This is a genomic window from Ancylobacter lacus (assembly GCF_018390635.1).
In the GTDB taxonomy this organism is placed as follows: Bacteria; Pseudomonadota; Alphaproteobacteria; order Rhizobiales; family Xanthobacteraceae; genus Ancylobacter; species Ancylobacter lacus.
This window is the reverse complement of sequence record NZ_JAHBGE010000045.1, coordinates 16,434-30,239: the sequence shown is the minus strand read 5'-3', so window position 1 is coordinate 30,239 and position 13,806 is coordinate 16,434. Positions and strand designations below refer to the sequence as shown.

The window sequence follows — 13,806 nt, the reverse complement described above, 5'->3', positions numbered from 1 at the left end:
ACCATGACCGCCTTCGCTTCCGTCGCGGCCGAGCCGGTGCCGTCCGCTGCCGGCACGCCGCACGGGCTTGACCTGAGGATCAACCGCCTCTCGCGTCAGTTTGGCGACAAGCGCGTGCTGGAGCGGCTGGATCTCACCATTCCCGCCGGGCAGTTCGTGGCCGTCATCGGCAAGAGCGGCTGCGGCAAGTCGACCCTGCTCCGTCTCATCGGGGGTCTCGACCAGCCGAGCGGCGGCGACATCGCCTTCGAGGGCCGCAACGGCCCGCCGGCGGACCGCGAGGCGATCCGCCTGATGTTCCAGGAGCCGCGGCTGCTGCCGTGGCAGCGGGTCGGGGCCAATGTCGAGGTCGGCCTGCCGGCGCGGACGCCACCGGCGGAGCGCGCCGCGCGGGCGCGGGCGCTTCTCGGCGAGGTGGGGCTTGCCGACCGGGCCGGGGAGTGGCCGGCGGTCCTATCGGGCGGGCAGAAGCAGCGTGTCGCGCTCGCCCGCGCGCTCGCCTCGCGGCCGCGCCTGCTGGCGCTGGACGAGCCGCTCGGCGCGCTCGACGCGCTGACCCGCATCGAGATGCAGGGGCTGATCGAGCGCATCTGGCTGGAACAGCGCTTCACCGCGCTGCTGGTGACCCACGACGTGGCCGAGGCGCTGGCGCTGGCCGACCGCGTCATCCTGCTCGACCAGGGCCGTATCGCCTTCGATCTCGACGTGCCGCTGCCCCGCCCCCGGCGCCGTGGCTCGGCCGAACTCGCGGCGCTGGAAGAGCGCCTTCTCACCCATCTGTTTGCCGGCTGACACAAGGAAGCCTCATGACCCACCTGTCCCGTCGCTCCGTGCTGGCCGCCGCGGCCGGCCTCGCCGCCAGCGTTTCCGCCCCCGCCCTGCGCCCGGCGCGCGCCGCCGCCGAGGTCCGGGTCGGCTATCAGAAATACGGCACGCTGGTGCTGCTGAAGGGGCGCGGCATCCTCGAGAAGAAGCTGGAGCCGCTCGGCCTCTCGGTGAAATGGGCGGAATTCGCCGCCGGCCCGCAGATGCTGGAAGCGCTCAACGCCGGCGCGATCGACATCGGCCAGACCGGCGAGGCGCCGCCGATCTTCGCGCAGGCCGCGAGCGACAACCTGGTCTACTTCGCCAATGAGCCGCCGGCGCCGAAGGGCGAGGCCATCCTGGTGCCCAAGGACAGCCCGATCACCTCGGTGGCGGAGCTGCGGGGGCGGACGGTCGGCCTCAACAAGGGCTCCAACGTGCATTTCCTGCTGGTGAAGGCGCTGGAGAAGGCCGGTGTGCCCTATTCCGCCATCACCACCAAGTTCCTGCCGCCGGCCGATGCCCGCGCCGCCTTCGAGAAGGGCGCGATCGACGCCTGGGCGATCTGGGATCCGTTCCAGGCGGCGGCGGAAGTGGCGATCAAGGCCCGTACCCTGACCACGGCCGAGGGCATCGTGCCGAACTATCAGTTCTATCTCGGCGCCCGCGGCTTCGCGAAGGCGAACCCCAAGGTGGTCGTCGAACTGATCGCCGCCATTCGCGAGACCGACGACTGGATCCAGAAGGACCCCGCGGCGGCGGTGGCGGAACTCGCGCCGTCGACCGGCATTCCCGCTCCCGTCCTCGCCATCGCGGTGGGCCGGCAGAGTTTCGGCGTCGCGCCGCTGACCGACAAGGTGATCGCGGACCAGCAGCTGGTGGCGGACACCTTCTTCGATCTCGGCCTGCTGCCGAGGAAGATCGTGGTGGCGGACGCGGTGGTACGGGTCGGCGGCTGAGAGCCGCCGCCCGGGCGCGGCTCAGATGTGGTACATCAGGTCGATGTCGGCATTCTCGGAAAACGCCTTCATGTCCTTGAGGGACATCCGGTCCAGAATCTCCGACATCGCGTCGCGCACCTTGGTCATGGTGATGCGCACCGCACAGGAGGCGACGTCCCGGCAATCCTGGCAGGGGGCGTAGGCGCTCTTGCTGGCGCAGCCGATCGGCGCCAGCGGGCCGTCCAGCACCCGGATGATGTGGCCGACGCGAATCTCGTCGATGGAGCGGGCCAGCGTGTACCCCCCGCCGGGCCCCTTGCGCGAGCGCAGCATGCCGGCGTTGCGCAGATCGAGCAGGATGGCGTCGAGGAACTTCTTCGGAATGTTGTTGGCGTCGGCGATCTCCTGACCTCCCAGACTGGTGCCCGGTGGTTGCTGCGCCAGGTACAGCATTGCCTTGAGGCCATACTTGCCCCGGTTCGTCAGCATGGATGGTCGGCCCTCACACCTCGCTCCTGCGCCAAGACCGCGGAGCATGTGCTTCTGATGTGCCAGCATCGCGGCATATGTTCAACTACGATGGCGCGAGACCTCGCCTCGGTCGGCCAACGTGGCGGCATCGCGTGCGGGGTCAGGCCACCGGGGGCGGGCGCAGGCCGGCAAACACATGGTCGGCCAGCGCCCCGGCCCAGGCGGGCGTCAGGGGCGCGTGCGGAACGAGGACACGGTACCAGATCGGGCCGTACAGGGCATCGATAACGACGTCGAGATCGAGGCCGGGCCTCAATTCGCCTTGAGACACGCCGCGGGCCAGCACGGTGCGCGCCTCTTCCCGCCGCGGCAGGACATAACCCTCCAGCAGCGCCTTCAGCGCTCCCGGATCGCCCTGGGCCTGCGCCACCAGAACCGCGATGGTGCGCCCCACCTTGCCGCCATAGACCTGCGCCACCGTCATCATCTGGCTGCGTATGTCGGCGCAGGCCGAGGCAGTGGAGGGATAGGCGATCTTCTGCGCGGTCTCGGCGAGAAAGCCGGCCATGGCGAGGGCGGCGCGGTTCGGCCACCAGCGGTAGATCGACGAGCGGGCCGCGCCTGAGCGGGCCGCCACCGCGTCGATCGTGAAGCCGGCGAGGCCCCGCTCTTCCAGCAGCTCGTTGGCGGCCTTGAGGATGGCGAGCCGGACTTCGTCCCCTTGAGGACGCCCGCGGCGGCGGGGCGACGCTGCACTACTCACGCGATATCGCCGGTTGACTGGGTGGCGCGAAAATAGCCCGCGAACCGTCGGCTTGACAATCGTTGGAACTCATTAAAACTACACAGTGTCGCTTTTGTCGGTGCCGGCCGCAGTCGTCGCGGATTCGACCGGCGCGGCTGCGTGCCGATGTCCTATCCTCCAACCCCAGAAGGTCTTCCCGATGTCAGGTGTGCTTTCCCCCGCGCAGATCGCCCATTTCAAGGCCGAAGGATTCCTGTCGCCCGTCCGGGCCATCAGTGCCGAAGAGGCGCTGGAGTATCGCAACCGGATCGAGGCTTTCGAGGCGCAGAGCGGCGAGGAGGTGAACAAGCGGCTCAAGATCAAGGCGCATCTCGCCTTTCCCTGGCTGGTGGCGCTGGCGCGGCACCCGCGCATCGTCTCGGCGGTGCAGGATATCCTCGGGCCGGATGTGATGCTTTTCGGCTCATCGGCCTTCGCCAAGAACGCGCATGATCCGCGCTTCGTCTCCTGGCATCAGGATTCCGCCTATTACGGACTCGACCCCCATGAGGAAGTGACGGTGTGGCTCGCCCTTTCGCGCGCGAGCGTCGAGAGCGGCTGCATGAAAGTCATACCGCGCAGCCATCTCGGGCCGGATCTCGTCCACGAGGAGACCTACGACACCAATAATCTGCTGGCCCGGGGGCAGAAGGTCGAGGTGGACGAAAGCCTTGCCGTCGACATGCCGCTGGAGCCCGGTGAGTTCTCCATGCACCACGAGCGGACGGTGCATGGTTCGCCGGCCAATCTGTCCGACGATCGCCGCATCGGCATCGCCTTTTTCTACATGCCCGCACATGCCCGCTCGACGCTGGGCCGCCGCTCCGCTCTGCTCGCGGGCGGCGAGGATCGCCACGGGCACTGGGACCGCGATCTCGAGCCGCGCTATGATCTCGACCCCGACAGCCTCGGCTTCCTCGAGGCGGTGTGGGCCACCTATCGCGACCAGAGCAAGACCACGCAGGCCGCCCGCGCGGGCTGATCGCCGGCGCCGCTCTTCCCGGAGCGGCGCCTCACCACCCGACCACACGTCAGAAGTGTACGCCGGCGCGAAACGCCCGCCCTCCCGTGTGCGTGGCAGGCGCGCCGACATGGGATGGACAGGGTGCCCTGCCGTTGCCAGACGGCGCCCTCGGCGTTCCGCGCGGCGGACGGCCGCGGGTGCGTGCAGATACAGAAAATGTAATCTAGAGTTGTATAAAAAGCCTCGCCATGCTACGCCCTTGAATGAAGGACCGAACAGAAATCGGCCTCAAAGGGGAGTGAAGCGCATGGCACAGTATGGCGGAATCCTGCTGCGGCAGAACCTTGACGATAAGGGTCTTATGCCCCGCACCGGGGGCTGGACCGCCAGCCCCGACATCATCGCGGCCGGCACTCAGCCGGTCCATGATCCGCAGGCGTACTTCGGCTCGGACACGAGCTATGCCTCCGATCCAACCCAGGAGGTTGTGAAGGAGGCGCCGAACTATATCTATGTCCGCGGCAAGAACGTGATCGGCGGCGATCCGCAGACCGGCACGGCCCGCGTCTTCGCTGCCCGGCAGTCGCTGTTCCTCTATCCCTCCCAGTGGCTGGAGAACCCGCTCACGACCTCGCGCGGCGAGACCGTTAGCGAGATCGCTTCCGTCGCAGCGAATACCGTCGGCGTGACGATCGATCCCTTCGTCTGGGTGCCGAAGGAGGTCAGCGAACATTACTGCCTCGTCGGCTTCATCTCGACGCCGGATTACCCCTTCGAGAAGCAGAAGCCGTCCAATGCGGTGACCTCGCTCAACGACCTCGCCGCGTGGATCGGTGCCAATGGCGGCACCGGCTGGCACAATGTGCAGTTCGCCAGTGGTCAGGCGGCGACGTTCACCAACTCCACGACCTACCCGGCCTCGTCGACCCCGGCCAAGATCCAGTTCGCCATCACCTGCATCAGCTGCCCGGTCGGCTCCCAGGTGTCGTTCTCGTGCGGCACCCCGCTGCCCGATGGCACCTACATCAACCTGCCGCCGACCACGATCACCAAGCCGAGCCAGATCGGCTTCGTGGTGGATTACGACGTGCCCGCCGGCTGGACCTCCCCGATCTACTATTCCTATTACGCCAACGGCAATCCGCCGGTGGACAGCAACTTCTCGGTGTCCATGAGCGCCTCGATCAAGTCGTCGACGCCGGGCAGCGAAGTCTTCGCCGCCTATGTCCAGCCGGCGCACGAGGTGTTCCCCGACCACATCGCTTTCGCCCCGGGCGGGCTGCGGCTCACCGCCCTGACCGACATGCCGGTGGACTATCTGATCCCCGTCGGCAGCGACATGACCAAGCTGCGCTGACGGACGCCCCCGGGGTCAAGGCTTTTCGGGGCTGTTTTTTTACAACCTTAAGTTGATATGCCTGACCCGGACGCGACCTGGGCGCGCGTTTCCAATGCTGTCGCACGGCCGGCCATGCCCGGCCGTGCGGACGCCACGCCGGTTGCCGGTTGCATGCCGGCGCCGCAGCCGACCTTGAGTGCCTTCGGTCGTGATGTCCAACGACGGAGCCTGCCGTGGCCGATCCCGTACCCATCCCCACCCCACTCTACCTCTCGCTCGATGGCATCGGGAAGCAGGGCGCGCGCTACGACACGGACGATTCCCCGAGCGACACCTATTACGGCTATCTCAGCGAGATCGAGAACGTCCAGCTCGAGAAGGGCGGCCCGGTCACCTATTCGCTCCAGTTCGAACTGGTGCCGTTCGAGTGGATCGAGGCCGCGGTAATGACGCTCGGCGACGATGTGCGCGAGCTGCCGCCGCCGGCCCCCGTCACCCTGCTGGTCTTTGACGACGCCCCCCTCGAGGAGCTGGCCCGCACGCTCGCCACAACGCCGGACGATATCGCGGAGGGCGACTGGTTCATCATCACCCTCTCAAAGGGCGTCGGCGCCACGCGGGCCGGCATCAGCTTCCCCGTTGTGCCCGGGGTGGTGAAGGCCATCGGCCGCAAGGTCCCGACCTTCGACTTCAGCCGGCTGCGCAAACGCTACCGGCCGAAACTGCGGATGAATGTCCGCAAGGTGCGCAAGCTGCTGGCCGCGGTGCAGCCCCGGGAGGTGGGTGTGATGGATGTCGGCCAGGCCTCCTGCAATCTCATCTACGACGAAAACGGCACGCCGCAGATCTACACCGATGTCGGTCTGCCAATGTTCTTCAATTTTGCCAGCCTGCCGCCGGTCAATATTCTCGGAAATGTCGAGGTGATCAATCCCGGGCCGTGCCTTGGCAACAATCCGCCGGGCATTCTCACCCATTTCCACTGGGACCACTATTCCATGCTGGCCTTCGCCAACAATCTGGCGGTGCTGCGCAATCGCGACTGGATCTTTCCGCCGCAGGTTGCCGGGCCCTTGGTTGCTGGCCTGATCGTCGCCATCAACGCCACGATGCTCGGGCAGGTCCACGTCTTTCCCGCCGGCCTCGGCGTCCTCGCGGCGGGCTATGTCACGATCATCGCCTGCCTGCCCGGCGCCGGCGTCGTTCCCGGGGACCTGAACAATACCGGCATCGCCGTGGTGGCCCACCTCGACACCGTGAACAACTGGCACATGCTGCTGCCCGGCGATGCCGCGTTCCAGTCGATCCCCGGCATCGCCGCCTATGGCGGCCTGCGATGGATGACGGCGACCCACCACGGTTCCGACACCAATCTCGCCCCGCCGCCGCTGCCGCTGCTGGCGTCCCCCATACCCGCGCCCAACGCCGTCAATGCCGGCCGGCTGGCCTATTCCTACGGCGTGAACGGCGGCGTGCCGGGCGGCGTGCACTGCTATGGCCATCCCCGCGCGGCTGCGGTCGCGGCCTATCCGGCGGCGGGCTGGGGGGTGGGCGTCGGGGTGGCGTCGACGGCGGAAACCGGCCCCAATTCGGGCATTGGCGGGCGCGGCAACATATTGATGGCGGACAATGTCATTCCGCCGCCCTGCGCCGTCGCCAACTGCCCGTTCCACGTCTTCCCAAAGAACCTCGTCTAGGCGGAGCGCGGGACCATGGCGGCGATCACCACATATGACGATCTGGTGGCCCTCGCCCGGGGGCTGGAGCCGGGCGATGTCGTCACCATCGGGCCGGACGAAGTCGCCCCGCAGATGGTTTCCGTCTTCGCCGAGCTGTCGCTGGCCCCGTCGGTGCGGGTGGCGAGCGCCAGCGTCGTCGAGGAGCCCGCCTCGGTCCGGGTGACGGGCACCGCCGCGCTGTTCGGGCTGCCGGATCTCGCGACCGTGCTCACCTTCGCCCCCGCGGGCGCCGAGCCTTCCGGCCCGTTCACGCTCGCCATCACCACCGATCCCGCCGGCGGGACCCAGTGGCAACTGGTGTCCGGCTTCGTCCTCGCCGACCCCTCGATCAGCTTCGCCCCCAGCCCGGCGGTGGAGGTGATCGTCGCCCGCATCGGCTGCAGCCTCGTCATCGGCACCAGCCACACCCTCACCCTGCCCATCTCCTGCGCCATCCCGACCTATCCGGGCCTGAGCTGGGTGCTGTCCGGCAGCTTCGAGGCCCAGCCGCTGACGGTCGACGCCTTCTCCGCGCTGGCCGGCGGGCTGGTGCTGTCGGACTATTTGCCGGCTCCGCTCGACACCCTTGCCCGGTTCGGCATGACCGCCGTCGAGGTCGCCTTCGACCCCGCCGAGACCAGGCTCGCCTATGTCGGCATGGAGATCGCCTATACCGACCCCTGGTCCGCCCTCGGCATCATCGATGTGCCGGCCGGCGGCGTGACGCTGAAGTTCCTGGTGGATTTCCGCAAGAGCGCGGAAACCTATGTCGAGCTGGTGGCGGCGTTCGACATCGCCTCGGTGCCGGTGAACATCGGCGCCCATTTCGCCCCCGACAACTTCTTCGTCTGGGGGCGGCTGCAGCAAGGCAGGACGGTCGCGATCGCCGATGTCTTCGCCCATTTCCATGTCACGCTGCCGGACGGCTTCCCCGGCATCGAGATCGGCACGCTCTCGCTGCTCGCCAACATCTCGGAGGGACAGTACAGCTTCGACCTCGTCGCCCGGATCGACGCCGGCAGTGCGCTGAAGGTCAACGACCTCACCATAAGCGTCTCGGTGGCGACACAGCCTGCGACCAAGGTCGACGCCGATTTCCACGCCACGCTGGTGATCGACCGCGACATCACCCTGTTCCTCGGCGCGACCTATGATGGCGGCGGCGGCGGGCTGACCCTGGCCGGCAGCGCCACCGACGTGCCCATCGGCAAGATGATCACCTACTGGGCGTCCGAATTCGGCATCGCCGAATCGCAGATCCCGGAGCCCATCCGCACGCTGGCGCTGAAGACGCTGACGACGCGCTACAACACCGCGACGGGCGACTTCCACTTCCTATGCGTCGGCGATTTCACCATCTACGACACGCCGGTGGAGGTCAGCTTCTCGGTCGACATCGTGCATCCCGCCTCGCCGCGGCTTGCAGCGCTGCCCGAGGAGGCCACGGTGCGCGGCTCCAAGGGCTACAGCGCCACCTTCGGTGGCACGGTGGTCTTTGCCGAAAACCAGTTCGACATCCGCTTCAACACCCGCGACACCGCCCAGAGCATCTTTGTCGCGGATTATCTGCGCAGCGGCGAGGGCACGGTGCGGCTGCACGACCTCGTCGCCTCGGTGTCGGAGGTGCTGGCGGCGCTGGTGCCGGAAGACATCTCGATCACGCTCAAGGTGGTCAAGTTCGCCTATCTCAAGCCGGCGCCCGGCGGGGGGGCGCCGCGGTCCAATCACTTCCTGTTCGGCGTCGAGCTTGGCGCCAGCATCGGCCTGAGCGACATTCCGCTGATCGGGGACAAGCTGCCGTCCGACCTCACCGTGTCGTTCGACCAGCTCCAGTTCGCCTATGCCAAGCCCGGCTTCGACAAGGACCAGGCGGCGGACGTCAACCAGCTGCTGCCGGCCGGTGTCGGCCCCATTCCGGCGGAGGGGCTGGTCGAGGGCGTGCTGGTCTCCTCGATCCTGAAGCTGGGCGACGCGGAAAAGACGCTGTCGCTGACGATCCCGACCGGGCCGGCGCCGGAGGCGCGCGCCGCCGACGCCGAGGCGGCGGGGCTGCCGCTGGCCGCGGGGGCCGAGCCCGGCCCGCAATCCGCGCCCGCCAGCCTGTCGATCAATGTCCAGAAGCAGTTCGGCCCGATCGGCATCCGCAAGCTCGGCCTGACCTACAAGAACAAGCGGCTGTTCGTGACCGGCGACGTCTCGCTCGATGCCGCCATCCTCAGCATCGGCCTGCTCGACCTCGGCATCGGCTCGAAGGTGGACGCGTTCGATCCCGCGGCTACCCTGTCGGGCCTCACCATCTCGGTCGAGCAGGGGCCGATCCGCGCCGCCGGCGGGCTCTACGGCACGATCGACCCGCTCGATTTCTACGGCGCCCTGCAGGTCAGCGTGCCCTCGCTGACGCTCGGCGCGCTGGGCGGCTATGCGCAGCTCGGCTCCGATCCCTCCTTCTTCATGTATGTGTCGGTCAACCGGCCGCTCTTCGGCTATCCCTTCTTCTTCCTCGACGGGATCGCCGGCGGCCTCGGCTTCAACCGGGATCTGCTGCTGCCGGACATCGACGGCGTGGCCGACTTTCCACTCGTCGCCTGGGCCACCGGAAAAAATCCGCCCGGTGCCAACCCCAATGGCGATATCGCCCGCCAGATCCAGTCCGTGACGGCGGGCCTCGCCGGGATCATCCCGCCCAGGGTCGGGCAGTACTGGGTCGCGGCCGGCATCAAGTTCTCCTCGTTCAAGGTGCTGGAGTCCTTCGCGCTGGTCACGGTGGTGTTCGGCACGGAGTTCAAGTTCGCGCTGCTCGGGCTGACCACGGCCAGCCTGCCGCCGCAGACCGGCCCCGGCGTGCCCGCGCTCGGCCATGTCGAGATGGCGCTGCGCGCCAGCTTCTCGCCGGTGACCGGGATATTGGAGATCGAGGCGAAGCTGACGCCGGCGTCCTACATCCTCGACCGCAACTGCATCCTGACCGGCGGTTTCGCCTACTACATGTGGTTCAAGGACAACCCCACGGGCGATCCGGCGGGCTACCATGCCGGCGACTTCGTCGTTACGCTGGGCGGCTACAACCCCGCCTATGCGGTGCCCGCCTTCTTCCCCAAGGTGCCCCGGCTCGGCTTCAACTGGCGGGTGGACAGTCATACCACCATCCAGGGCGGCATCTATTTCGCCCTCACGCCCTCGGCGCTGATGGCGGGCGGCGCCCTCGAGGCGGTGTGGCAGAGCGGCGATCTGCGCGCCTGGTTCACCGCCCACGCCGATTTCCTGCTGTCGTGGAAGCCCTTCTACTACAGCGCCAGCATCGGCCTCAGCATCGGGGCGTCCTACAAGCTCGATCTCTGGTTCACCTCGGTCACCATCTCGGTGCATGTGGGGGTGCAGCTCGACCTGTGGGGCCCGCCCTTCGGCGGCTCGATCGAGGTCGACCTGTCGGTCATCTCGTTCACCGTGTCGATCGGCAACCGCAACCGGCCGGCGCCGCAGCCGATCCCGTGGACGGAGTTCAAGACCTCGTTCCTGCCGCGCGCCGAGGCCGCCCCTGCCGGCCTGCTGGCGGCGCGCGCGGTGGTCGAGACCGACGCCTATTGCCTCGCCTCCGTCGCCTCCGGCCTCATCAAGGACCTGTCCGATCACAAGGCCGCGGCATCGGACCCGGACTGGGTGATCAGCCCCGAGACCCTCGAACTCGTCACCATGACGGCGCTGCCCAGCAAGGCGGCCCGTCTCGTCTCCGGCGGGCGGACCACGGCGCTGCCGGTCGGGGACGCCGGATTCGGCGTCGGTCCGGTGGGGGTAGCGATCGCCGATTTCGCCTCCGAGCACAGCATCACCGTGAACCGGCTGCTCGATGGCGCACCCGACCCCGCCTTCGACGTGACCGAGGCGGCCAGCATCAGCCTGACCACCTCCAACCTGCCCTCGGCGACCTGGGGCGGGAAGCTGGTGGTCAACCCCTCGATCGACCAGGTCAACAAGACGCCGGCCAACATCTCGAACCTCGCCGTGGGCTACAGCATCAAGGCGAAGGCCAAGGAGCCGGACCACACGCCGCTGCCGATCGACATCGCCATCCTGCAGCAGGACAGCGAGGGAACGGTCGACTTCGCCTGGCTCACGCCGACGATCCCGACCACCGACCCGTTCGACCAGGCCACCGCGATGCCGACCTTCCAGCGGACGCTGCTCACGGCCGCGCCGCGCCGGGCCGCGCTCATCGCCGCGCTGAACGCACCCGGGCTCAATCTCGGCATCGACCCTGACGTCGATGTCGCCGCGCTGGCGGCGAGCGCGGACACGGTGCTGCTGCACGCCCCGGTGCTGGCCTATCTCGGCGAGGAGCGGGCGCGGTGAGCGGGTGGCGAGGTGAATGAGGGGAGGGCGGGGATGAACGAGCAGGCGGCCATCATGGACGAGCCGGAGACCGGCACAATCACCTTCATAGAAAGCCACCGGCCGGCCCTCGCGGACGGCCTCTACCAGATCGAGGTCGCCCAGTCGGTCCGCAATACCAATGCGAACGCGCCGGCCGGCGCCGCCTTCGACGAGACCTATCGTTTCACCCGGCGCTTCCAGGTTGCGGGCGAACGTTTCGCGGTGAAGCCGAGCGAGATCGAAAGCTGCTTTCCCCCGCTCGCCAGCCAGGGCGAATACGCCAACGTCCTGCCGCACATCGTCTTCAACCGGCAGACCCTGCCCTGGGAGCGCACGGTCGGCGACGCCGCGCGGTCGAGCTGGTTGGCCCTGCTGGTGTTCGACGAGAACGACCCCCCGCCGAAGGTGGTGGAGGCGATGGTCGGGGACCTGACGCCGGCGCCGTTTCCCCATGCCGACAATGCCGCGCCCGCCCCGAGCTCGCTGCCGGCGACCGCCGTGTCCTATCCCGGCCTCACGCTGGCCTTCGGCGAGGTGCCATGGGACCCCTGCCGGGTGATCGACGTGCCGGTCGCCCTGTTCGCCGCGCTCGCCCCGGGGGCGGTCGACATGCCGTGGCTTTCCCACAGCCGCACCATCAGCAGCGCCGCGCCGCTGCGGTTCGCCGGCCTTGCCGACGACCAGACCCGGATCGAGACCTCGGTGGTGGTGGGAAACCGACTGCCGACGCCCGACAGCGAGGTCACCGTCCATCTCGTCTCGCTGGAGAACATGATCGGCTATCTCCCCGCCGGCGACGACTACACCCCGGCGGCGATCACACTGCCGGACGGCCAGCCGGCGCAGAGCGTGCGGCTCGTCACCCTGGCGAGCTGGTCCTATCGGTCGGTCGACCCGGAGGACACTTTCTCCGGCCTGCTCCTGAAGCTGGACCAGACCGACGGGCTGCGGGTGCTGGCCATCAAGGACGACGCGGCCAGCGCCTCCGATGCCGATGCCTATGTCGCCAATGCGCTGGCGCTCGGCTACACCCCCGTCGACCACCACACCCGGCAGGGCTGCCGCACCGTGTCATGGTACCGCGGGCCGTTCGTCCCCTTCGAGGTGCCGACCACGATCTTCGTTCCCGTACCGGACGGGACCGACGACACCCCGCCGATCCTCACCGCCGACGAGATCGTCGCCTACGACCCCGAGACCGGGATGATGGACGTGTCCTACGCCGCGGCGTGGCGGATCGGGCAGTTGCTGGCGCTGCAGGACAAGGGTTTCTCCGAGGCGCTGGTGCGCTGGAAGCGGCAGAACACCCGCAACGCCTTCGAGGCGTTCGAGCGGCGGGCGCTCGACAGCGCGTTCGCCTCCACGCTCGGCATGCGGCTGACCGGCACCGCGCGCAGCATCGGGCTCGATCTCCAGCACGCGGCGGCGAGCTTCGTCCTCACTCGGCTGCGGCGCCATCTCGTGCCGACGCCCCCGGCCGGCCCCGGCAGCGTGCAGGAGGGCGGCGAATGACACCCGCGCAGCACCCGCAGAGGGAGGACGACCCATGGCACGCCTGATGTCCGAGGCCGGCGGGCCGCGCGGCTTCGCCGCCTTCCTCGCCGATCGCGCCAATCTCGGCGCTTTCGTCCGGGGCAACGACCCCACCGTGACGCTCACCACCTGGCTCGAGCGGCTGCGCCGGCTGAACGGCGTGCCGTTCAACTACCTCGTGCCCAATGAGCGGATGCTGCCGAACGAATCGATCCGGTTCTTCAACGTCGATTTCAACTGGCTGTTCGCCCTGATCGAGGGGGCCTGCAGCATCGGCCAGTCGAGCGCGATGGACGATGCCATCCATACGCTGACCGTGCCCGCGCTGCGGGCAGGCGCCGGCCTGACCGCGACGACGCGGGAGGAGGCGCCCGACACCGCCTCGGGCTTCCTGCTGCGCAGCCAGGTCGTTGCCGGCTGGCCGAAGCTCGAGATCGTGGCCTATGACGCGGCCGGCGCCGAGCTGACCGACGTGCTGCGCCGGGAACGGGTGACGGAGTCGATCCTCCTCTTCGCGGTCAATGGACGGATCGCCCGGGTGATCATCCGGGAGCCGGCGATCGGGCTGCATTTCGGCATCGACATCGCCGGGGGAAAGCCGCTGCGCTACGTCACCGTGCCGCCGCAGGCGCCGGCGGGCACCCGGCCCGGCGACCAGATCGAAGGGGTTTCGGTCACGCCGGCCTATCGCGATGCCCGCCACCGCACCTTGCGCGTCGCCAGGCTCGCCGCCGACCTCGCCACCACCCTCCACGCCCGGCAGGCCGACAACGCGCAGGACGGCACGCCGCTGCCGTTCACCTCGGCCGAGTTCGCCCTGCAGCTCGTCGAGGGCACGCAGGAAGTGATCTTCCGCAACGCGTCGCAGAAGGACGAATGAGGCC

Annotated in this window: 10 protein-coding genes; 8 read left to right on the top strand and 2 right to left on the bottom strand. The window is 68.5% G+C overall.

What is annotated here, in order from left to right; translation table 11 throughout:
- Positions 1–3 precede the first annotated feature (3 nt).
- Together KHC27_RS11345 and KHC27_RS11340 are read left to right on the top strand one after the other, a co-directional pair.
- Entirely contained in the window at positions 4–792 is a 789-nt protein-coding gene (locus tag KHC27_RS11345) for an ATP-binding cassette domain-containing protein (protein WP_213339090.1), read from the top strand.
- A 14-nt stretch (positions 793–806) separates the two neighbouring features.
- Entirely contained in the window at positions 807–1,763 is a 957-nt protein-coding gene (locus tag KHC27_RS11340) for a sulfonate ABC transporter substrate-binding protein (protein ID WP_213339088.1), read from the top strand.
- 21 nt (positions 1,764–1,784) lie between these two features.
- Here the strand turns inward: KHC27_RS11340 and KHC27_RS11335 are convergent, their stop codons facing one another.
- Positions 1,785–2,234, bottom strand: coding sequence for an RrF2 family transcriptional regulator (locus tag KHC27_RS11335; RefSeq protein ID WP_213339087.1), 450 nt, complete (start codon positions 2,232–2,234; stop codon positions 1,785–1,787).
- Positions 2,235–2,376: 142 nt separating this feature from the next.
- Positions 2,377–2,979 carry a TetR/AcrR family transcriptional regulator gene (locus KHC27_RS11330; protein ID WP_213339086.1) on the bottom strand — a complete coding sequence of 201 codons (603 nt, stop codon included), beginning with the start codon at positions 2,977–2,979 and terminating at the stop codon, positions 2,377–2,379.
- A gap of 181 nt (positions 2,980–3,160) precedes the next feature.
- Between KHC27_RS11330 and KHC27_RS11325 the strand changes: the two genes are divergently transcribed.
- The 6 genes from KHC27_RS11325 (at position 3,161) to KHC27_RS11300 (ending at position 13,802) form a co-directional block, all read left to right on the top strand.
- Positions 3,161–3,982: a phytanoyl-CoA dioxygenase family protein gene (locus KHC27_RS11325; RefSeq protein ID WP_213339085.1), complete on the top strand. Its 822-nt coding sequence runs from the start codon at positions 3,161–3,163 to the stop codon at positions 3,980–3,982.
- Between the two features lie 289 nt (positions 3,983–4,271).
- Positions 4,272–5,321 carry a hypothetical protein gene (locus KHC27_RS11320; RefSeq protein WP_213339084.1) on the top strand — a complete coding sequence of 350 codons (1,050 nt, stop codon included), beginning with the start codon at positions 4,272–4,274 and terminating at the stop codon, positions 5,319–5,321.
- A gap of 215 nt (positions 5,322–5,536) precedes the next feature.
- Positions 5,537–7,000: a hypothetical protein gene (locus KHC27_RS11315; RefSeq protein WP_213339083.1), complete on the top strand. Its 1,464-nt coding sequence runs from the start codon at positions 5,537–5,539 to the stop codon at positions 6,998–7,000.
- Between the two features lie 15 nt (positions 7,001–7,015).
- Positions 7,016–11,368: a DUF6603 domain-containing protein gene (locus KHC27_RS11310; RefSeq protein ID WP_213339082.1), complete on the top strand. Its 4,353-nt coding sequence runs from the start codon at positions 7,016–7,018 to the stop codon at positions 11,366–11,368.
- 33 nt (positions 11,369–11,401) lie between these two features.
- On the top strand, positions 11,402–12,901 hold the full coding sequence (locus tag KHC27_RS11305) for a hypothetical protein (protein WP_213339079.1): 1,500 nt from the start codon (positions 11,402–11,404) through the stop codon (positions 12,899–12,901).
- A gap of 34 nt (positions 12,902–12,935) precedes the next feature.
- Positions 12,936–13,802, top strand: a complete 867-nt coding sequence (locus KHC27_RS11300) for a hypothetical protein (protein WP_213339076.1) — start codon at positions 12,936–12,938, stop codon at positions 13,800–13,802.
- Positions 13,803–13,806 lie beyond the last annotated feature (4 nt).